The following is a 20805-nucleotide window of genomic DNA, read 5'->3' as shown; positions in this document are numbered from 1 at the left end:
CGCGTGGCGCACGGCCGCGGCCGGACGGGCGGCATCCGCTCCCCCCGCCCGCGCCGGCGGGCGGCGCTATGGGCTGAGGGGGAGGGGTGCCGAGCAGATCAGCTGCAGTACGGGCAGCTGTTGCCGGAGCGGCGCGCCATCGCGTCGTGCTCGGCGGCGACGCTCGGGATCGACATCGCCAGGTCGTGCTCGCGCTGCTGCTTGCGGAACTCGCGCCGCTCGCTGAACAGGCGGCGCAGCCGACGCTCGATGGTGGGGGTCTGGAGGGTGTCCTTGGTCATCTCGTATCTCCTTCATGACCTCTCCTCCACCAAACAAGGTAGCAGCGCTAACTTTCTGCGATCGCAGGCTGGTCGCGGGCCTACTGCGGGCCGCCGGCGATCGCAGGCGGGTCGCGGGCCTACTGCGGGCCGAAGCGGAACCGCACGAGCGCGCCGACGGCATGGATGCCGTCACGCCACGTGATCTTCTTGCCCTCCTCGTACGTGCGGCCGTAGTACGAGATCGGCACCTCGTAGAGCCGCACGCCGCGGCGCAGCACCTTCGCGGTGATCTCCGGCTCGAAGCGGAAGTCGTTCGACACGAGGTCGATCGAGCGGACGAGGTCGCCGCGGAACGCCTTGTAGCCGACCTCCATGTCGCTGATCGTCGTGTTGTAGAGGACGTTCGTCAGCAGCGAGAGGAAGCGGTTGCCGAGGTAGTGCCAGAAGAGGTGGGCCCGCTGCGGCTCGCCGCCGCGCAGCCGCGTGCCGTAGACGACGTCGGCGACGCCCTGCAGCAGCGGGTCGAGCAGCTTGGGCAGGTCGCCCGGGTCGTACTCGAGGTCGGCGTCCTGGATGACGACGATGTCGCCGGTCGACGCCGCGATGCCCGTCCGGACCGCCGCGCCCTTGCCCCGGTTGCGCTCGTGGCGCAGCAGCCGGGCGCCGCCGGCCTGCTCCACGATCGCCGCCGTGTCGTCGGTCGAGCCGTCGTCGACGACGATGACCTCGAGCCGCCACGGCAGGGCCGCGAGCCGCGCGAGGACCTGCTCGATGGTGCGCGCCTCATCCTTGGCGGGGACGATGATGGAGACGATGGGGTCGGTGATCGGCAAAGGCGTGGCATCGTACCCGGCGTGATCGCCCGACTGCTGCTCGTCGCCGTCGCCGCCGTCGTGGTGGTGCTCCTCGTGCTGAGCCGTCACGACGCGCAGGCCTGCCAGACCGCCCGCTTCGACGTCCTCAGGACGTCGGGGAAGGTCCTGCCGATGTCCGACCGGCCCGGCGCCATCGCGGCCGTCCGCGAGCACTGCCGGGGCGCCGCGGGGCTCGTCGCGGTCGCCGGGGTCCTGCATGCGGAGGGCCGCGACCGGGAGGCGCAGCGCATCGCCCAGGAGGCCGTCGACGAGGAGCCGCGCAACGCGACCGCCTGGGTCGGCCTGGCCATCACCGCGGACGCCGCCGGGGACCCGGTCACGGCTCGGCGTGCTGCGCGACGCGCGGTGGCGTTGAGTCCGCTCGACCCGCCGCCGGTGTCCCTCGGCGGCGCTTCGGGTCCTTGAGCTTCAGCGCCGGGCGCTCGACGACGTAGTAGCTCAGCGTCGCGATCGGGATGACGATCGCCAGCGTCACGAGCAGCAGCGACAGGAAGCCCGAGCCCGGCAGCCAGCCCTGGGCGCCGTGGTCGTTGATCTCGAGCATGATCGTCGAGTGCCAGAGGAAGATCCCGTAGGAGATGAGGCCGAGCCAGCCCATCCATGACAGGGCGAGCAGCCTGCGCGGCCAGCCGCCGGCCCAGTCCCCGAACACCGCGGGCAGCAGCAGGAGCGCGGCGCACAGCGCGTAGCCGACGTGCTCGCCGAGGAAGTTCGCCTGGGTGTAGACGACGTAGAAGCCCCGGCTGAGATCGAGCTGCGTGGCGACCAGCCAGAAGACGACCGCCGCCGCGAGCCAGGGTGCCCACGGCCGCCTGATGATGAATCGCATGACGCGCGATCCCGCCTCGCGGCCGTGCATCGCGACGCTGACGACGGCCAGGATCATGCCGTAGCAGAACCAGTCCATGTAGCTCAGCAGCGTGTTGTGCAGGACCCGCCATTCGCTGAACGGCGCGGTCCACTCCTGGATCGCGTACCGGAACGCCAGCGTGGCGATCGCGATCCCGACGAGGATGCCGATCTCGCCGCCGACGCTCGGCCGCAGCCGCGCGATCCCGGCCGCGAGGAAGGGGAGGATCACGTAGAACGACGCCTCGATCGCGAGCGTCCACGCCGGGCCGATGCCCTGCACGACCGAGTCGGTCCAGTAGATCTGCGTGAAGGTGAAGAACCGCCACCAGTGGTCGGAGAAGCCGAGCAGGCCCGGGTAGATCGCCAGCAGGATGAGCGCGACCCAGTAGGCGGGCACGATGCGCAGCACGCGGCGGCGGACGAAGGCGCGGATGCCGATCGGCGGCCGGCCCTCGCGGCGCGCGGCGACGAACGGGCGGTAGAGCAGGAAGCCCGACAGCAGGAAGAAGATGCAGACGCCGAAGTTCAGCCGCGCCGTGTAGGCGCCCAGCACGTTGTCGGTGTTGAAGTTCGAGACGCCCGAAGCGTGCGTGACCACGATCGAGATCGCCGCCACCGCGCGCATCGCATCCAGCAGCGGGAAGCGCGGGTTGCCTGGCGGCGGCCGGAGGGCGTCGTCGACGTCGGCGGCCATGTGGGTGGGAGCTTAGGGGGCGCCGGACCGCTCTGATCTACGCTCCCCAACCGCGTGAGACACACAGTGACCCCGTTCACGAAGGGCCTCGGCGTCATCGCCCTGCTCGCGCTCGCCGTGCGCACGATCAACGCGATCCAGCACCGCGACTTCCAGGTGCTCGGGGACGCGATGACGTTCCACCTCGTGGGACAAGGGCTCGCCGACGGCAAGGGCTTCGTCGAGGCCTTTCCGCCCGGCGGGCCGACCGCGGAGCACCCGCCCGGCCTCGAGGTCTTCCTCGCCTTCTGGGACAAGCTCGGCGCCAACGGCTTCCTCGCGCACCGGATCATCCTCGGCGCGGTCGGCACCGGCACCGTCGTGCTCATCGGCCTCCTGGCGCGGCGCGTCGCCGGCGACCGGGTCGGCCTCACCGCGGCCGCGATCGCGGCGGTCTACCCGATGCTCTGGCTCGCCGACGCGTCGCTGATGAGCGAGACGCTCTACGGGTTCTTCCTCGTCTCCGCGCTGCTGTGCGCGCTGTGGGTCCGCGACGCGCCGTCGTGGCGGCGCGCCGCCGCGCTGGGCGCGCTGATCGCGCTGGCGGCACTGACCCGCGGCGAGGCGCTCGCGCTGATCGTGCTCCTGGCGATCCCGGTGGCGATCGCGTCGAGACCCACGTGGAGCTCGCGCGCCGCGCTCTGGGCGGCGACGCTGGCCGCCTTCGTCCTCGTGCTCGCGCCGTGGACGATCTTCAACCTCACGCGGTTCGACTCGCCCGTGCTGATCTCGACGAACTCCAACGGCCTGTTCGTCGGCGCCAACTGCCGTGACACCTACCACGGCGAGCTGATCGGCGCGTGGCGATTCCAGTGCTACACGAAGCGCCGGGCGAACGAGGACGAGGCGCAGTACTTCGCCCGCCAGCGCAGGATCGGCATCGACTTCGCGCTCGACCACAAGGGGCGCTGGCCGGCCGTCGTCGGCGCGCGGCTCGGGCGCCTGGCCGACGTCTACCGCTTCGACCAGTCCGTCTTCTTCAACACCGCCGAGGGCCGGCCGGCGAACCCGGTGCGGTGGGGCATCCGCATGTACTGGGTCGTGGCGCTGCTCGCGCTGGCCGGCATCGTGCTGCTCGCGCGAAGGCGCACGTTCGGCCTCGTCGTCCTGCTCGCGCCGATCGTCATGGTCGTCTGCGTCGCGACCGTGACCTACGGCGGCACGCGCTTTCGCTACGCCGCGGAGCCGTCGCTCGTCATCCTGGCGGCGGTGACGCTGGTGGCGGCGGCCCAGCGGCTGCTCGCGAGCGCGGGAGCGCCTCGCACCGAGCCAGCAGCATCCCCGCCAGCGTCAGCGCCACGAGCGTGACCGCCGGCATCTCCCAGTCCCAGTCGACGCCCGCGTGCACCGCCCAGACCGCCAGCGCGGCGGCGGGGCCGACGGCCAGCGCCGCATCCTCGGCCATCACCCGCCGGATGGCGATCAGCACGCCGGCGAGCAGGGCGCAGAGCAGGCCGAACCCGACGATCCCGAGCTCCGCCAGCGTCTCGAAGTAGAGGGAGTGCGCGTCGCGGACGGACTCGCGGAACGGGCGCTCCTGCAGCCAGTCGACGCGGAACGACGCCGCGCCGGTGCCCTTCAGCGGATGGTCGACGAACTCGCGGAACGCCACGCGCCAGTAGGCGTACCGGTTCGAGCCGACCGAGCTCAGCCGCGCGGCGGTGGCGCCGAAGCTGGGGTTCTCCTCGCCGCGCTCGCTGACGACGGCGGCGGCATAGGGGAACAGCGCGAGGGCGATCGCCGCCGCCCAGCCCGCGGCGAGGGCCCAGCGCGGGAGGGGCAGGCGCCCGTCGCGCAGCCGCTGCGCCGTCTCGCGGCGAGCCACCCACGCCTGCAGCCCGGCGGCGGCCGCCATCACCACGACGAGCACGACGAGCATGACCAGGCCCTGCTTCTCCTGGTGCGAGAGCGAGCCCTTCACCGACGCGACGCCGTCGAGCAGGCTGCCGGCGAGGCTGGCCGCGAACGCGGCGCCCAGGACGACGACGATGCCCCGCAGCTGCGGCCGGGTGGGCGCGAGCAGGCCGAGGACGATCAGCCCGCAGCCGACGGCCGCCAGCGCGCCCCGCGAGTACGTGAGGTAGAGGCCCAGGCCGAGCGGAGCCGCGGCGGCCGCTGCCGCCGCGCGGATCGGCAGCTCGCGCAGGCGGTCGCCGGCCATGCGCGCGCACAGCACGACGCCCATCGCGGCCAGCGCGCCCATGGCGTTCCAGTACGTCAGCGGCTGGTCGAGACGCCCACCGGCCCGGCGCGACGGGTGCAGCTCGACGAGCCCGGGGAGCACGCGGCCGAGCACGCCATAGCCGACGACGACGAGGATGCCGAGCGCCAGCACCGCCTCGACGCTGCGCGCCCATTCCCGGGGCCGCCACGCGAGCGCGCCCGCGACGAGCACGGCGACGTAGAGCGCGTCGCGCTGGACGTCCTCACCCGCGGGGCCGTCCAGCGGCGCCCACGTCAACCGCGAGAGCAGGACCCACAGCGAGAACGCGGCGATCCCGCCGAGCGCCAGCCGGGCGGCCAGGGTTCGCGGGACGATGTGGCCGTCGACGACCACCGCCAGGATCGCGAGGACGATCCACGCGACGATCCCGGCGACCTGGGTGGTCTCCTCGAAGTACCCGCCGGCGCGGAAGGCGATGACGGTGGGCCCGGCGAGCAGCGCGACGCGCGCGGCCCCGGCCAGCCCCCGCCTCAGCGCTTGCGCAGGCGGATCACGCAGTTCCACGTGGCGACCTCGCGCAGCCCGGGGATGGCGACGATGAAGCGCAGCTTCGGCCAGTAGCGCGGCTCGACGCGCTCGATCCGCAGGCGCGGGAACTGCCGGACGAGCCGCAGCGTCGGCCCGATGTGCACCGCGAAGAGGCCCTCGCCGTAGGTGTTCTTGCGCGGCTCGCCGTGCCGGCGCTCGTAGAGGGCGGGGCCGCGCTCCGGCCCGAGGAGGTGGTACGGCGACATGTCGTGGCCGCCCCACGGCGAGTACCAGTTCGTCCAGGACACGTAGGCCCAGCCGCCGGGCTTGAGCACCCGCTCGATCTCGCCGATGATGCCCGCCGTGTCCGGCGCGTGCTCGAGCAGGTTCGACGCGAACACGCCGTCGACCGACTCGTCCTCGAAGGGCAGGTCGGCCGCGTCGGCGAGCACGTGGTTCTCGGGCGCCGCGCCGGCCAGCTCGAGCTCGTCGCGCGAGTTGTCGACCGGGATGCAGTCGGCGCCGGCGTTGCGGAACGCGCGGGCGTAGAAGCCGGGGCCGCTGCCCAGGTCGACGATGCGCTGGCCGCGCAGCGGCCCGTAGCGGCGGTCCAGGTCGGCGACCGCCTCGCGGGCGAGCACCGTGTAGAACGGCTCGGGGTCCGTCTGCTCGTTGCGGAACAACGTCCACAGCTGGCGGATCCGGGCGAGCCCGTGCTCGACGGGCGGCTCCGTACGTGCGGCGGCGCTCACGGCGGGGCACAGTAGCCTGCCGCCGCCGTGGACGTGCGTCATCGCGACCGACTTCTCGTGGCTCTGCTCGCGGTCGCCTGCTACGCGCTGGCGCTGCTGCAGCGGCCGGGCTGGGCGGTGTCGGACACGAAGATCGACCTGCACGTCGACCCGGTCCGCTTCCTCGCTGACGCGGCGTCGCCGTGGTCGAGCGACATCTCGCTCGGGCACGTGCAGAGCGGGCAGTACGGCGGCTACATCTGGCCGATGGGGCCGTTCTTCGCGCTGCTGCGTGAGATCGGGCTGTCGCCGTGGGTCGTCCAGCGGCTGTGGCTGGGGACGCTGCTGTTCGTCGCCGCGTGGGGGGTCGTGCGGCTCCTCGACGCGCTCGCGGCTACCCGTCCCACCCACCCCCGAGGCGTCCTGCACGTCGTCGCCGCGGCCGCGTTCGTCCTGAACCCGTACGTCGTCACCTACACGAGCCGCGTCAGCGTCTCGCTGCTCGCCTACGCCGCGCTGCCCTGGCTGCTGCTGATCGTGCACCGGGGGCTCCGCGCGCGCTCCTGGGTGTGGCCCGCGGCGTTCGCGCTCGTCGTCACGTCGTCCGGGGGCGGCATCAACGCCGCGGTCACCGCCTGGGCGCTCGCCGGCCCGCTCCTGCTGCTGCTCTACGAGCCGGCGCTGCGCCTGGCGCCCTGGCGCGCGGCCTGGACCTTCACGTGGCGCACGGCGCTGCTGGGCGCGATCACGTCGCTGTGGTGGGTGGTGCCGCTCGCGGTGCAGTCGAAGTGGGGGCTGCCGTTCCTGCCGTACACCGAGCAGCCGGGCACGATCTGGGGCTCGACGAGCGCCAGCGAGTCGCTGCGCCTGCTCGGCTTCTGGCTGTCCTACGCGGGCGTCGGCTACGGCGACGTGCTGCATCCGTACACCAGCAGCGCCGGGACGATGATCTTCTGGTGGCCGGCGATCGTCGGCTCGCTGCTGGTGCCCGCGCTCGCGCTGGGCGGGTTCGCGTGGACGCGCCGCTGGCGCTACGCGTCGTTCTTCCTGGCCATGACGCTCATCGGCGTGCTGGTGATGATCGCCGGCTTCCCCGAGGGCACGCCGCTGCGCAGCGGGATGAACTTCGCCTACAACCGGCTCGTCTCGCTGCAGACCCTGCGCACGACCTACAAGGCGGGGCCGCTGCCGGCGCTCGGGCTCGCGGTGCTCGGCGGGATGGCGGCGCACCTGGCGTGGCGGTGGGTGGCGACCCGCGGCTGGCAGGGCTGGGCCCGGCCCGCGCTGGTCGCCGGCATCGCGATCGTGCTGGCGTTCTCGGCGTGGCCGCTCGTCCGCGGCCGCGCGGTCGAGGACCAGATCACCTGGAAGGCGATCCCGTCGGCGTGGCAGGACGTCGCCCGCGACCTCGACGGCGGCCTCGGCGACGACCGCCGGGCGATGGTGCTCCCGGGCCAGCTGTTCAGCTACTACACGTGGGGCGGGACGATCGACCCGATCCTGCCGACGCTCTCGCGCAGGCCCGTGGCGGTGCGCCAGGTCGTGCCGTTCGCCGACCTGCGCTCCGTCGACCTGCAGTGGTCGACGGACGCGCTGATCAGCCAGCGGCGCGGCGTGCCCGGCCAGCTGAGGCGGCTGCTGGACCTCCAGTCGGTCGGCTCCGTCGTGACCGGCGCCGACGACGACATCGACCGCTCGGGCGCCCTGGACGCCAACGCGGCGGCGCGCGAGCTCGCGCGCTCCGGGCTGACGACCCCCGACGCCGTCTACGGCCCACGGCGCACGAAGCGCGCGCAGGGCGGCGCGGCGGCGGCGCCGCTGCGGCTGCCGCAGGTGCGCCGGTACGACACGCCGGGCGCCGAGCCGCTCGTGCGCCTGCTGCCCCGCGACCGGGCGACCGTCGTCGACGGGTCCGCCGGCGGCGTGGTCGGCCTCGCGGCGTTCGGGGCGCTGCCCCGCGACGAGCCGCTGCGCTACGCCGCCGACCTGACCGCGGACGAGCTGCGCGCCCTGGCGCGCAACGGCAGTCGCATCGTCATCACCGACTCCAACCGGCGGCGCGTCTTCGTGCCGTCGCAGATGCGGGCGAACCTGGGCGCCACGCTCGCGGCGGAGGACCCGATCTCCGAGGACGGCCACCAGCTCGACCCGTGGCCGGAGCGCTCGACCGACGTGCAGACCGTCGCGCGGCTGAGCGGCGTGCGCTACGCCCGCGCCCCGTTCTCGCCGCAGGTGCCGCAGTTCCCCGAGCACCGGCCGTTCGCCGCGCTCGACGGCGACCCCGCGACGGCATGGATCGCGGACCGCACGCTGACCGCCGACCGCTGGCACCTCGACGTGGGCCTCCCCGCGAGCGGCGGCGCACCGGGTTCGGACGGCGCGCGCGGGATTTCCGCAGGTCACGACGGGCGGCGTGACGTGCCGTTCATCGACCTGATGCCCTACGGCGACGAGCGGGGCCAGGTCACGGCGGTGGCGGTCAACGGCACGCGCTACGCGGTGCACCCCGGCTGGAACCGGCTGAGGGTGAACCTGCGCGACGTCGACGCGATCAGCGTCGCGATGGTCGACGTGACCGACCCGCCCGACGGTCAGGACGGCGGCGCCGGCGGGATCCGCGAGCTGCGCATCCCGGGCGTCCGGGTCCGCGAGGCGCTGCGCCCGCCCGTCGTGGCGGCCGACGCACTGCGCAGCACCGACGTATCCAGGGCGCCGCTCACCTACGTCTTCGAGCGCACGCGCGGCGCCGACCCGTACCACCGCGACGCGCTGCACGGGCCGTGGTCCGCCGGCGACCTGGACGACGCGGGCGACGGCGAGGCGGGGATCGAGCGGCTCATCGACGCGCCCGCCGCCCGCGACTGGACCGCGCGGGCCTGGGTCTCGGTCGCCGGCACCACCCCCGACCACGTCCTCGACGAGCTGGCCGGCGGACGCGTGGACGGCCGCTTCGACTCGTCCATGCGCTACGAGGGGCTGCCCGGGCGCCGCGCCTCGAGCGCCTTCGACGCCGATCCCGCGACCGCCTGGATCGGCGGCTGGGGCGAGTCGGCGGGGGACCGGGCCTGGCTGTCATGGACGACGCCGCGGCCCGCGACGGTCGAGCGGTTCACCCTGCTGGCCTCCCGGCTGCGCGTGCGCGAGCCGACCCGCGTCCGCCTGGTGGTCGACGGGCGCGCCGGGCCCGCCGTCGCGGTCGGCCCGGCGGGCGAGGTGGCGCTGCCCGAGCCGGTGGCCGGAACGCGGTTCCGCCTCGAGATCCTCGACGCCGCGTTCCCGGCGGGCACGTCGCGCGCGGACCGCGAACGGGCGGCGGTGGGCATCGGCAGCATCGCCGGCGCGGGCGTCCCGAGGACGGCCCCGCGCCGTGACGGCCCGCTGCGCGCGGGCTGCGACGTCACCCTCACCGCGGGCGCGCGGACGCTGACGCTGCGCCCGCGGGGCAGCATCCGGGCCTTCGACGCCGGGCGTCCGCCGCGCGCGACCGCCTGTGGCGCTCCGGTCGCGCTGGAGGCGGGCGAGCAGCTCGTCGCCGCGCCGCCCCGCGGCGCGTTTCGCGTCGACCTGCTGGAGCTCGACTCGCCCGCGCCGGACCCCGTCGTCCACGCCGCGGTGACTCCGGGCCGCGTGCTCGACGCCGGCACGCCCGGCCGCGGCGAGCGCTCGGACATCCGCCTCGACGTGGCGCAACCCGCCTGGCTCGTCCTCGGCGAGAGCTACTCCACGGGCTGGCGCGCCTCCTGCGACGGCCGCTCGCTCGGCGCGCCCGTCGCCCTGGAGGGCTACGCGGTGGCCTGGCCGGTCGAGCCCGGCTGCTCGAACGCCGACATCGTCTTCGCCGGCAACCGGCTCGTCTCGGCGTCCGCGCTGATCTCGCTGGCCGCCTCGCTGGTCCTGCTCGGGCTGATCGCGTTCGTGGCATTCCGGCGGCGGGGCGAGCGGCCGGTGCCCAAGAGCGATGCGGAGCTGCTGCCCGACCCGCCGGCCGCGCGCCTGAGCTGGCAGCGCGCGCTGGCCTGGGGCGTCGCCGCGGCGCTCGTGGGCGGGTTCGTGTTCGCCCTGCGGGCCGGCGTCGTGATCGGCCCGCTCGTCGCGTTCGTGCTCTGGCGGGGGATCGGGGCGCGCACGCTCTCGGTCTGGGCCGGCGGGCTGCTGGCGATCGTCGTGCCGATCCTGTACCTGGTCGTCCCGATCCGCGACCGCGGCGGCTACTCGACGAGCGCGCCGATGGACCGCATCGCCGCGCACTGGGTCGCGGTGGCGGCGATCGTCCTGCTGATCCTCGCGCTCTACCGCACGCTGGCCGGCGCGAAGGCCGACCGCGCCCGCAGGCCGAGCGCCAGCACGCCCACCGCGGCGACGCACTGAAGCGCCAGCACGACGGCGGCGTAGGACATGATCGTGAACGTGCCCATGCTGAGCAGGAACGGCTCGATCACGGCCACGACGCCGAGCACCCAGAGGAAGCTCGTACGGCCGAGCGCCAGCATGTACTGCACGGTCAGGTAGGCGACCGCGAGGACCGTCATCGCCAGGCCCAGCACGGGCAGCGCGTCGGCGGCCTGCGTGAGGTCCGCGCCGAACGCGATGCGCATCAGCGGCTCGGACGCGACGGCGAAGATCGCCAGCGCGGGGACGGCGATGATCGCCAGGATCACGAACGACCGGCGCAGCACGGGCAGGGGATCGAGGCCCGCCGCGGCTCTGCGGGTCGCTTCGGGCAGCAGGTGCAGGGCGATGCCGATCGCCACCCACACGACGGCCTTGGCCGCGACGGCCGCGGCCGCGTACGAGCCGGCCTCGTCGCCGCCGATCTGGTGCTTGACGACGATCACGTCGACGTTCTGGAGGATCGCCAGCAGCGCGAGGCCGCCGATCGGCGCCCACGCGCCGGCCAGCAGCGACCGCAGCGTCCGCGCGGTCTTGGCGTTCGCCGCGCCCCCGAGGCGCTTGTGGATCTCCCACCCGAGCCAGATCGCGGTCAGCGCGAACGCGAGCGGCGTGCCGAGGAACGCGCCCGTCACCTCGGCGCCGGCGAGCACGAGCACGAGGCCGCACAACAGGCGGCCGAACGCCTCGACCAGCAGCGACACGCCGACCGGGAAGAACGTGTGCATGCCCTGCAGCGCTCCGCGCTGCAGCGACAGCAGCAGCCACAGGACGCCGGTCGGGAGGATCGCCGCCGCCGCGAGCGGGTGCTCGGGCACGCCGACGAGGTGCGCCAGCGGATCCTGCAGCGCGATGCTCAGTGCGGTGACGATGACGAACGCGATCAGCAGCTGCCGCGTCCAGCCGTTCAGCGTGGCGGCCAGCCGCTGGCCGTCGCCGAGGTGGTGCAGCGCGGTCTCGCGCGCGGCGGCGACCTGGATCGCCTGCCCGCCCACCATCAGGATCAGGAAGGTCGAGACGAGCGCGGCCAGCGAGCCGTAGCCGTCGGCGCCGAGCAGGCGCGTGAAGACGACCGTGAAGATCAGCTGGATGCCGTTGGACAGCAGCGTCGCGGCGGCCAGTCCGCCGGCCTTGACCGACTCCGACTGACGCAGGCCGCGCCGCAGCGACAGCCTCGGCTCCGCAGCGGCCTTGTCGAGCACCGCCAGGTTCGCGGTCGCCGTGTTCTCCCACGTGAACCCGCGCGCCCGCGCCTGGGCGGCCGCGCCGAGCTCGTCGCGGCGCTCCGGGTCCTCGACGACTGCGCGCACCCTCTCGGTCAGCTCCTCGGGCGTCGCGGCCAGCACGCCGGTCTCGCCGTCCACGATCGACTCCGCCAGCCCGCCGACGCGCAGCGCCGCGCTCGGCGTTCCGCAGGCGGCGGCCTCCATGACCGTCAGGCACCAGCCCTCGGCCGAGGACGCGGTGAGGTTCAGCCACGCGCGGCCGTAGAGGTCGGTCTTCTCGTCCTCGGGGACGAACCCGTGCATCGTCACGCGGTCCTGCAGGCCGCGCTCCTCGATCTCGCGCTCGATGACCGGTCCCCAGTCGCCCGTGCCGGCGATCTCCAGGCGGGCGCCGGGGACGCCCTCGAGCACGTCCAACGTGACCTCGAGGCGCTTGTATTGCTTCAGGCGGCCGAGATAGAGCAGCGTCGGCTGCTCCGAGCGCTGACCGGGATGGAACTGGGACGGCTCCACGCCGAGGTAGGCGACGTGGATGAGCTCGGGGTCGATGTGGATGCGTTCGACGAGGTCGTCGTGGGCGGCCTGGGAGATCGTCAGGACCTGCGTGCCCTGGTAGAGGAAGCGCAGCGGCAGGTACTCGAGCAGCAGCGCGGCGAGCCTGCCCCGGCGCCCGAGCTCCGCGACGTAGTGGTCCTGGTGGACGTGGTGGACGAGCGCGACGCGCGGCTTCTTGCACCACCACCACAGCGGCGTGAAGAACGCGATGCCGTTGATGACCTCGAGCACGACGTCGGCGTCGGCGCCCACGCCGCGCGCCACCGCCCGCGCCGCGCGCGGGAAGACGGTCAGGCGCGTGCCCATCCGGTGGATCGTCAGCCCCGGCGCCGGCTCCTCGACCCTCGCGGCGCCCGGGTAGTCGCCCGCGATCACCGTCACGCGGTGGCCCCAATCCAGCCAGCGGGCGACCTGGCCGTAGAGATTCGTGCCGGTGCCGCCGCCCTGGGGATGCGTCCAGTCGCGGTCGGTGAGCAGGAGGATGTGGAGCTTGCGGGGGTGCGCCACGCGGACGCGAAGGTACCGCAGCGCGCCGCCGGCCTCGCTAAGGTGCGGGACCGCATGCACCTGTCCCGGCGCATCGCAGCACTGCTCGCCATCGCGCTCCTGGCCGGGGCGCCGGCCGTCGCCCATGCCCAGGGCAGCGCCGGCGACGACCAGTACCAGGACCCGTTCGGCGGCGCCACGAGCGGCGGCAAGAAGGCCGGCGGCTCGAAGGGCTCGGGCTCGGGCTCGTCGACCAGCGGCTCGACGAGCGGCTCGTCCACCGGCTCGTCGTCGACCGGCTCGAGCGGCACCACCGGCAGCTCGGGCTCGACGAGCTCGGGCACGACGGCGGCCCCCGCGACGTCGTCGAGCACGACCGCCTCGTCGTCGAGCAGCGGGACCACCGCCGCGCCGGCCGCCACGAGCTCGGGGCCGCGGCAGGAGCTTCCCCGTACGGGCCTGGACGCGCCCGTCATCGCTCTGCTGGGACTCGGCCTGCTGGCCGCCGGCGTCGGCCTGCGCCTGAGGCTGCGCACGGTCGATGGCCGCCGCTGAGCCGCCCGAGGTCGTCCGCTCCGCCGGACCGCAGGACACCGAGCGCGTCGGCGCCCGCCTCGTGCGCGAGCTGCACCCCGGCGCCATCGTGCTGCTCTGCGGCGACCTCGGCGCCGGCAAGACGACGCTCGTGCGCGGCGCGGTCCGCGAGCTCGGCCATCCCGGCCGGGTGACGAGCCCGACGTTCACGCTCGTCAACCGCTACGCGGGCGGTCGCGTGCCGGTGTCGCACCTCGACCTCTACCGCCTCGGTGCGGCGGGCCTCGACGAGGAGGACCCGGCGCTCCTCGAGGAGGAGCTGGCCGGGGACCGGATCGTGTTCGTCGAATGGCCGGAGGCCGCGGTCGCCGAGCTGGGGCCGGTCGCCGTGCGCGTCGAGCTGCGCCACGCGGGCGGCGACGCGCGCGAGATCGAGATCGCACGCACCGGAGGCGGCCGTGGCTGAGCCGGTCGTCCTCGCCTTCGATACCGCGACCCCGGCCACGGTGGTGGGGCTCGCCGGCGGCGCGCTGGCCGACCCGCTCGAGCTGCGCGACGACCCCGGCCCCGAGCAGCGGCCGCGCCACGCCCAGCAGCTGCTGCCGCTGGCCCGCGCGGCGCTCGCGCACGCCGGCCTCGGCTTCGGCGACGTCGGGCGCATCGCCGTCGGGCTCGGGCCCGGATCGTTCACCGGGCTGCGGATCGGGCTGGCCACGGCGCGGGCGCTGTCGCTCGGATCCGGCGCCGAGCTCGCGGGCGTGTCGACGCTCGAGGCACTCGCCCTGCCCGCCGCCCGCGAGCAGCCCGCCGGGGCGACCGTCGCCGCCGTCCTCGACGCGCGGCGCGGCGAGGTGTTCCTCGCCGCGTGGCGCGACGGCGTGCGCGTCGTCGCGGCGCAGGCGCTCGCGCCCGAGCGCGCCGCTGACGTGGCCGCCGCGGGCTGGACAGCCGTCGGCGACGGCGCCGTGCGCTACCGATCGGTGCTCGAGGCGGCGGGGGTGGCGATCCCCGGCGACGGCTCCCCGCTGCACCGCCTGGGCGCGCCCGCGCTGCTCGCGCTCGGTGCGCGGGCGGCAGCGGTGCTCAGGACCGACGCGCTACCGGACTATCTTCGACTGCCTGACGCCGAGGTCTCGCTCCGGGCCAGGACGTCGTCGTGAGCTCCATGGCCACCACCGCGCTGCAGATCCGCCGCCTCGCCTACTCGGACCTTCCGCAGGTCATCGCGATCGAGCGGCGCGCCTTCCCGACGCCCTGGTCGCTGGCGATGTTCGTCCTCGAGCTGTCCAAGCCCGGCGGCGTCTGCCTGGCCGCGGTGAAGGATGCGCGCGCGCCCGGCGAGGGCGGCGGCCGGATCGCCGCGTACTGCATCTGCTCGCGCTACGACCGGATCTGGCACCTCATGAACATCGCGGTCGACCCGGCCCACCAGCGCCAGGGCCTCGCCAGCGCGCTGCTGCGCGAGCTGCTGCACCGCGTCGGCGAGGAGGACTCGCGGGTGACGCTCGAGGTGCGCCGGTCGAACGCCGGCGCCATCGCGCTGTACGAGTCGTTCGGCTTCCGCGCCGCCGGCCTGCGCCGCCGCTACTACCAGGACAACGGCGAGGACGCGCTCATCATGTGGCGCACGCGGGGGACGCTGGCCGGCACCCTCGACGACGTCCCGAACGCCAGGGGCGGGCTGGGTTGAGCGGATGATCCTCGCCATCGAGACGAGCTGCGACGACACGTGCGCGGCCGTCGTCGACCGCGGCGGCGTCATCCGCGCGAACGTCATCTCGTCGCAGGGCATCCACGACCGCTACGGCGGCGTCGTGCCCGAGATCGCCGCCCGCCATCACCTCGAGCTCGTCGACGTGGCGGTGGAGGACGCGCTCGCCCAGGCCGGCGCCGGGCTCGACGACGTCGACCTCGTGGCGGTCACCCAGGGCCCGGGGCTCGTGGGCGCGCTGCTCATCGGCGTCAGCGAGGCCAAGGCGCTCGCCGCCGCCCGGGGCCTGCCGCTCGCGCCGGTCGACCACCTGCAGGGCCATGTCGCCGCGAACTTCCTCGCCCCGGACCCGTTCGAGCCGCCGTTCCTGTGCCTGATCGCGTCCGGCGGCCACACGCTGCTGGCGCGCGTCGAGGACCACGAGGGCTTCGCCGTGCTGGGAGCGACGCTCGACGATGCCGCGGGGGAGGCGTTCGACAAGGGCGCGCGCATGCTCGGCCTCGGCTTCCCGGGCGGGCCGGCGCTCAGCCGGCTGGCGGAGGGCGGCGACCCGCGCGCCGTGGCGTTTCCCACCGCGGACGGCGTCGCCGGCCTGGACTTCTCGTTCGCCGGCGTCAAGACCGCGCTGCTGTACGCGCTGAGAGACGATCCGCACGCGGAGCGGGCCGATCTCGCGGCCTCGTATGAGCACGCGATCGTCGAGCAGCTCGCGGTGCGCACCGAGCGCGCCCTGCGCGACACCGGGCTGCGGCGCCTCGCGATCGGCGGCGGCGTGGCGGCCAACCGGCTCCTGCGCGCCCGGCTGGCCGAGCTCGGCGTCGACGCGCTGCACGTGCCGCCGCCCGAGCTGTGCACCGACAACGCCGCGATGATCGCCAGCGCGGCGCGCTTCGTCACCCCGCTGCGTCCGGAGGAGTACCTCGGCCTCGATGCCTACGCGACCGGGGAATCCGCCCCCGCCCGCCCGTGAGCGCCGTCGTCACGCTCTACGGCCGGCCCGGGTGCCACCTGTGCGAGGAGGCGCTCGTCGTCGTACAGCGGGCTCGCGCCCGCGTGGCCTTCGAGCTCGTCGAGGTCGACATCGAGGGCGACGACGAGCTCTTCAGGCGCATGCTCGAGCGCATCCCCGTCGTGACGATCGACGGGCGCGATCATGCAGAGCTGTTCGTCGACGAGCAGGCGCTGGTCTCGGCGCTATCGTCAGCGCACCCGTGACACCGGACGTCATGACCCAGCCCGAGCGCCTCTCCCTCGGCGTCGCCGCGCGCCTCGCGCGCTACCTGCAGGTGCTCACGCAGGCCAAGAAGGAGGGCAAGGAGACGATCTCCTCGCAGGAGCTCTCCGAGTGGACCCACGTCAACTCGACGCAGATCCGCCGCGACCTGTCCGGCTTCGGCAAGTTCGGCAAGCGCGGCGTGGGCTACAACGTCGACTCGCTCGTCTCGCAGATCCGCAAGATCCTGCGCACCGCCGGCCAGCACAACATCGCCCTGTTCGGCGCCGGCCACCTCGGGCGGGCGATCGCCTCGAGCCACATCTTCGCCGACCACGGCTTCACCGTCGTGGCGATCTTCGACAACGACCCCGAGAAGATCGGCGAGAAGGTCGGCACCGTCACGGTCCGCGCCATCGAGGACCTCAAGCAGGCGGTCGAGGACGAGGACATCGTCGTGGGCGTCCTCGCGGTGCCGGGCGGCTCGGCGCAGCAGCTCGCGGACCGCCTCGTCGACGCCGGCGTGAAGATCATCTTCAACTACTCCGAGGCGCTGCTGCAGGTGCCGCCGGAGGTCACGGTCCACACCTCCAGCCCCGCCGTGGACCTGCTGTACGCGCTGTACTTCTACCTGACGTGACTCCGGGTCCCACCGAGACCATTCGTTCATCGTGAGCGCCATCGACCTGGACCGGGCGGAGGAGATCTTCGCCGAGAGCGTCGACGGGACGGTCGGCCTCGAGGAGGAGTTCGCCATCCTCGATCCGGACACGCTCGATCTGGCGCCCCGCTTCGAGGAGCTGCGCGACACCGCCGAGCCCGAGCTCCGGAGCCACATCACCGGCGAGCTGATCATGAGCGAGATCGAGATCGTCTCCGGCCGGGGGGAGGGGCTGACCGAGGCGCTCGAGCAGCAGCGCGACGCGCGCCGCCGGCTGTTCGCCCACGCCGCCGGCCGCGGCGTCGCGCTCGGAGCGACCGGGACGCACCCGTGGTCGGACTACCGCGAGCAGCGCTTCATCGACACCGAGCACTACCGCCGGGTCGCCGACTCGCTGCAGTACGTGGCCAAGCGCAACAACACCTTCTCGCTGCACGTGCACGTCGGGGTGCGCGACGCGGACCGTGCGGTGCGGGTGTGCGACCGCCTGCGCCCGGTGCTGCCCACCCTGCTGGCGCTCAGCGCGTCGTCGCCGTACGTCGACGCCCGCGACTCCGGGCTGCACTCCGCCCGCACGCAGACGTTCACGAAGAGCTTCCCGCGCTGCGGCGTGCCGGACGCGTTCGGGGGCTGGAGCGGACACGGCGGCTTCCGCGAGTACCTCGAGCTCCTGATCCGGACCGGCTCGATCGTCGAGTACACGCAGGTGTGGTGGTCGGTGCGCCCCCATCTGAGCTTCGGCACCGTGGAGGTGCGCGTGTGCGACGCCCAGCCGACGGCGGCGGAGTCCGAGGCGCTGGCCGCGCTGATCTCCGGCTGCGTGCTCGCGGCGGCCCGCGACGTCGACGAGGGCGTCCCGTTCGCCGATCCGCCGCCCCGCCTGATCGAGGAGAACACGTGGCGGGCCATCCGCCGCGGCATGGACGGCGAGCTGATCGACCTCGAGACCGGCCGCGTGGAGCCGGCGCGCGCCGCGGTCGAGCGGCTCGTCGCGTGGACCGGCTGCGACGTGACGTTCCCGGAGCTCAACGGCGCCCAGCGCCAGCGGCGGCTCATCGACGCGGGCGCGCCGATGCGCGACGTCTTCGCGGAGGTCGTCGGCGAGACGCGCGCGACGTACGCCGGGTCGCCCGCGACGGGCGCGCGACGGTGACACGATGTTGATTGACCCGAGGGAGGACCATCGGCCATGAGCGAACAGGACCCAGGACGCCAGCCGACCGAGGAGGAGCTGCGCGCCGCCTACGAGGCCGAGCTGAAGCGCGTGACGGTCGACGACGTCGTCGTGCAGACGATCGTCTCGCTCGTCAATCTCGGCGGGCGCAAGGCGGGGCTCGCGCCCGGGACCGAGGACGAGCGCGACCTCGACCAGGTGCGTCTGGCGATCGAGGCGGTGCGCGCGACGCTGCCGCTCGTCGAGGCGCAGCTCGGCCCCGACGCGGACCGGATCCGCGACGCGCTGAGCCAGCTGCAGATGGCCTACGCGCAGCAGCTCGGCGGCCGGCCGGGCGGCGCTCCGAGCGCGCCGGAGGGCGGCGGCGAGGGCGGCCCCGGCGCCGAGGAGAAGCCGGGCGACCAGCCGGGCGGCCCGGGGCCCGCTCAGGCCTCCGGGCGGCTCTGGGTTCCCGGGCAGTAGGCGTCCGGTCCGCATCACGGGGTAGACTCCGCGCGCTTCCCGACCGGGGCCTGTCTCGGCGTGCTCGCCGAGCGCATGCTCCGTCAAAAAATCTTCGGAGGATTCTTCCTTGAGTGACTTCCTGATCGACCATGGGGTCGTGGTCGCGCTCGTGTGCGCCGGACTGGCGGTGCTCTACGGGTTGTTGACGACGCGGGCGCTGCTGGCCCTGTCCCCGGGCAACGAGCGAATGCAGTTCATCTCGGGCGCCGTCCAGAAGGGCGCTCGTGCGTATCTCAACCGGCAATACTCGATCATCGCGGTCGTCGGCGTCGTCCTGTTCGTGGCGCTGATCTTCGTCCAGGACTTCTCGGTCGCTGTCGGCTTCGCGATCGGCGGCATCCTGTCCGGCGCGGCGGGCTTCATCGGCATGAACGTGTCGGTGCGCGCCAACGCACGTGTGGCCGAGGCCGCCCGCGGCGGCGTGCCCAAGGCCCTCGACGTCGCCTTCCGCGGCGGCGCGATCACCGGCCTGCTCGTCGTCGGCCTCGCGCTGCTGGGCGTGGCCGGCTACTTCGGCATCCTCACGGCGCTGTTCGACAAGACGGACAAGGAGGCGGTGGACGCGCTGATCGGCCTGGGCTTCGGCGGTTCGCTGATCTCCGTCTTCGCCCGACTGGGCGGCGGCATCTTCACGAAGGCGGCCGACGTCGGCGCCGACCTCGTCGGCAAGGTCGAGGCGGGCATCCCGGAGGACGACCCGCGCAACCCGGCCGTGATCGCCGACAACGTGGGCGACAACGTCGGCGACTGCGCCGGCATGGCGGCCGACCTGTTCGAGACCTACGCGGTCACCGCCGTGGCGGTGATGCTCCTGGGCGTCCTGACGTTCAGCGACCAGACCGCGGTCGCGATGTACCCGCTGATCCTCGGCGCCGTGGCGATCGTCGCCTCGATCATCGGCACGTTCGCCGTCAAGGGCTCCAACGTCGAGCGCGCCCTCTACCAGGGGCTCATCGTGTCCGGCGTCATCGCCGCCGCGGCGTTCTACCCGGTCACGCACTGGATCATGGACGGCGTCACGCTGAAGGCCGCCGCCAACCCCGGCGACTCGCCGTCGGTGAGCGATCTGTACCTGTGCTCGCTGATCGGCATCGCGGTCACCGCGCTGCTGTTCGTGATCACCGACTACTACACCTCGACGCGCTTCGGACCGGTCAAGAAGACGGCGGCCGCGTCGCAGACCGGCCACGCGACGAACATCATCCAGGGGCTCGCGTCCGGCCTGCAGGCCACGGCGCTGCCCGCGCTCGTGCTGGTGCTGGGCATCTGGGGCGCCTGGGAGCTGGCCGGCGTCTACGGCGTCGGCGTGGCCGTCATGGGTCAGCTGTCGCTGACCGGCCTCATCGTGGCGCTCGACGCCTTCGGGCCGATCACCGACAACGCGGGCGGCATCGCGGAGATGGCCGACCTGCCCGAGGACGTCCGCAACGTGACGGACCCGCTCGACGCGGTCGGCAACACGACGAAGGCCGTGACGAAGGGCTACGCGATCGGCTCGGCCGTGCTCGCGGCGGTCGTGCTGTTCGCGGCGTTCCGCTTCGAGCTGGCGGCCGAGGGCGAGGACGTGCTGTTCGGCATCGACGACCCGCCGGTCCTCATGGGCCTGCTGATCGGCGGCCTGATGGTCACGTTGTTCGCGTCCATGTCGATGGAGGCGGTCGGCCGCGCGGCCGGCGCCGTCGTCGAGGAGGTCCGCCGGCAGTTCCGCGAGAAGCCGGGCATCATGGACGGCACGGAGCAGCCCGACTACGAGCGCTCGGTCGCCCTGGTGACCGCCGCCGCGCAGCGGGAGATGATCATCCCGTCGCTCATCCCGATCGTGTTCACGGTTGTCGTGGGCCTCATCAGCGTCAAGGCGCTGGGCGGCCTGCTCATCGGCGTGATCATCGTCGGCTTCTTCTTCGCCGTCCTCATGACCGCCGGCGGCGGCGCATGGGACAACGCGAAGAAGCTGATCGAGGACGGGGCGTTCGGCGGCAAGGGCTCCGAGGCCCATGCCGCATCGGTCACCGGCGACACGGTCGGCGACCCGTTCAAGGACACGGCCGGCCCGGCCATCAACCCGATGATCAAGGTCGCCAACATCGTGGCGATCCTCATCATCCCGATCATCACCTGATCGGCGCGCCTCGGCGCATCCGGGTCTGAGCGGAGGGCGGCCTGCGGGCCGCCCTCCGTCGTTCTCCGTCGTCTCGGGGGCTGACGT

19 protein-coding genes are annotated in these 20805 nt (G+C 73.8%); 13 read left to right on the top strand and 6 right to left on the bottom strand.

Annotation, left to right across the window (positions count from 1 at the left end):
• Positions 1-98: 98 nt before the first annotated feature.
• Together DSM104329_RS19280 and DSM104329_RS19275 are read right to left on the bottom strand one after the other, a co-directional pair.
• On the bottom strand, positions 99-281 hold the full coding sequence (locus DSM104329_RS19280; protein ID WP_259311476.1) for a hypothetical protein: 183 nt from the start codon (positions 279-281) through the stop codon (positions 99-101).
• A gap of 119 nt (positions 282-400) precedes the next feature.
• Positions 401-1096 (bottom strand): glycosyltransferase family 2 protein, encoded by a 696-nt coding sequence (locus DSM104329_RS19275; protein ID WP_259311475.1) that lies wholly within the window; start codon positions 1094-1096, stop codon positions 401-403.
• Positions 1097-1117: 21 nt separating this feature from the next.
• On the opposite strand from DSM104329_RS19275, the gene DSM104329_RS19270 reads away from it, so the two are divergent.
• Positions 1118-1543, top strand: a complete 426-nt coding sequence (locus DSM104329_RS19270) for a tetratricopeptide repeat protein (protein ID WP_259311474.1) — start codon at positions 1118-1120, stop codon at positions 1541-1543.
• Here DSM104329_RS19270 and DSM104329_RS19265 read toward each other — a convergent pair.
• Positions 1455-2684: an acyltransferase family protein gene (locus tag DSM104329_RS19265; RefSeq protein WP_259311473.1), complete on the bottom strand. Its 1230-nt coding sequence runs from the start codon at positions 2682-2684 to the stop codon at positions 1455-1457. The two genes, DSM104329_RS19270 and DSM104329_RS19265, sit on opposite strands and share 89 nt — an antisense overlap.
• A gap of 54 nt (positions 2685-2738) precedes the next feature.
• On the opposite strand from DSM104329_RS19265, the gene DSM104329_RS19260 reads away from it, so the two are divergent.
• Complete coding sequence (locus DSM104329_RS19260; protein WP_259311472.1) at positions 2739-4031, top strand: ArnT family glycosyltransferase; 1293 nt, start codon at positions 2739-2741, stop codon at positions 4029-4031.
• Here DSM104329_RS19260 and DSM104329_RS19255 read toward each other — a convergent pair.
• Complete coding sequence (locus tag DSM104329_RS19255; RefSeq protein WP_259311471.1) at positions 3919-5451, bottom strand: O-antigen ligase family protein; 1533 nt, start codon at positions 5449-5451, stop codon at positions 3919-3921. The two genes, DSM104329_RS19260 and DSM104329_RS19255, sit on opposite strands and share 113 nt — an antisense overlap.
• Positions 5418-6167 carry a class I SAM-dependent methyltransferase gene (locus DSM104329_RS19250; RefSeq protein ID WP_259311470.1) on the bottom strand — a complete coding sequence of 250 codons (750 nt, stop codon included), beginning with the start codon at positions 6165-6167 and terminating at the stop codon, positions 5418-5420. The genes DSM104329_RS19255 and DSM104329_RS19250 overlap by 34 nt, the downstream gene beginning before the upstream one ends.
• A gap of 27 nt (positions 6168-6194) precedes the next feature.
• Between DSM104329_RS19250 and DSM104329_RS19245 the strand changes: the two genes are divergently transcribed.
• Positions 6195-10514 (top strand): DUF3367 domain-containing protein, encoded by a 4320-nt coding sequence (locus tag DSM104329_RS19245; protein ID WP_259311469.1) that lies wholly within the window; start codon positions 6195-6197, stop codon positions 10512-10514.
• Here the strand turns inward: DSM104329_RS19245 and DSM104329_RS19240 are convergent.
• Positions 10436-12823, bottom strand: coding sequence for a glycosyltransferase (locus DSM104329_RS19240; protein WP_259311468.1), 2388 nt, complete (start codon positions 12821-12823; stop codon positions 10436-10438). The genes DSM104329_RS19245 and DSM104329_RS19240 overlap by 79 nt on opposite strands.
• A 54-nt stretch (positions 12824-12877) precedes the next feature.
• On the opposite strand from DSM104329_RS19240, the gene DSM104329_RS19235 reads away from it, so the two are divergent.
• From DSM104329_RS19235 to DSM104329_RS19190, 10 genes are all read left to right on the top strand, one after another.
• Entirely contained in the window at positions 12878-13357 is a 480-nt protein-coding gene (locus DSM104329_RS19235; RefSeq protein ID WP_259311467.1) for an LPXTG cell wall anchor domain-containing protein, read from the top strand.
• Positions 13344-13802: a tRNA (adenosine(37)-N6)-threonylcarbamoyltransferase complex ATPase subunit type 1 TsaE gene (tsaE, locus tag DSM104329_RS19230; protein ID WP_259311466.1), complete on the top strand. Its 459-nt coding sequence runs from the start codon at positions 13344-13346 to the stop codon at positions 13800-13802. The genes DSM104329_RS19235 and tsaE overlap by 14 nt, the downstream gene beginning before the upstream one ends.
• Positions 13795-14496: a tRNA (adenosine(37)-N6)-threonylcarbamoyltransferase complex dimerization subunit type 1 TsaB gene (tsaB, locus tag DSM104329_RS19225; protein ID WP_259311465.1), complete on the top strand. Its 702-nt coding sequence runs from the start codon at positions 13795-13797 to the stop codon at positions 14494-14496. The genes tsaE and tsaB overlap by 8 nt, the downstream gene beginning before the upstream one ends.
• Before the next feature lie 5 nt (positions 14497-14501).
• Entirely contained in the window at positions 14502-15026 is a 525-nt protein-coding gene (gene rimI / locus DSM104329_RS19220; RefSeq protein WP_259316234.1) for a ribosomal protein S18-alanine N-acetyltransferase, read from the top strand.
• Positions 15027-15030: 4 nt separating this feature from the next.
• Entirely contained in the window at positions 15031-16017 is a 987-nt protein-coding gene (gene tsaD / locus DSM104329_RS19215; protein WP_259311464.1) for a tRNA (adenosine(37)-N6)-threonylcarbamoyltransferase complex transferase subunit TsaD, read from the top strand.
• A complete protein-coding gene (locus tag DSM104329_RS19210; protein ID WP_259311463.1) occupies positions 16014-16262 on the top strand; it encodes a glutaredoxin family protein in 249 nt (82 codons plus the stop codon). Before tsaD ends, DSM104329_RS19210 begins: the two co-directional genes overlap by 4 nt.
• Positions 16259-16900, top strand: a complete 642-nt coding sequence (locus tag DSM104329_RS19205; protein ID WP_259311462.1) for a redox-sensing transcriptional repressor Rex — start codon at positions 16259-16261, stop codon at positions 16898-16900. Before DSM104329_RS19210 ends, DSM104329_RS19205 begins: the two co-directional genes overlap by 4 nt.
• A gap of 31 nt (positions 16901-16931) precedes the next feature.
• Positions 16932-18074, top strand: a complete 1143-nt coding sequence (locus tag DSM104329_RS19200) for a carboxylate-amine ligase (protein WP_259311461.1) — start codon at positions 16932-16934, stop codon at positions 18072-18074.
• Positions 18075-18110: 36 nt separating this feature from the next.
• The gene (locus DSM104329_RS19195; RefSeq protein WP_259311460.1) at positions 18111-18557 is read left to right on the top strand and encodes a hypothetical protein; all 447 of its coding nucleotides are present in this window, start codon (positions 18111-18113) and stop codon (positions 18555-18557) included.
• A 121-nt stretch (positions 18558-18678) separates the two neighbouring features.
• On the top strand, positions 18679-20718 hold the full coding sequence (locus DSM104329_RS19190; RefSeq protein WP_407655936.1) for a sodium-translocating pyrophosphatase: 2040 nt from the start codon (positions 18679-18681) through the stop codon (positions 20716-20718).
• Positions 20719-20805 lie beyond the last annotated feature (87 nt).

The organism is Capillimicrobium parvum (assembly GCF_021172045.1).
GTDB classification, from domain to species: Bacteria; Actinomycetota; Thermoleophilia; order Solirubrobacterales; family Solirubrobacteraceae; genus Capillimicrobium; species Capillimicrobium parvum.
This window is presented reverse-complemented; position numbering and strand designations above follow the sequence as displayed.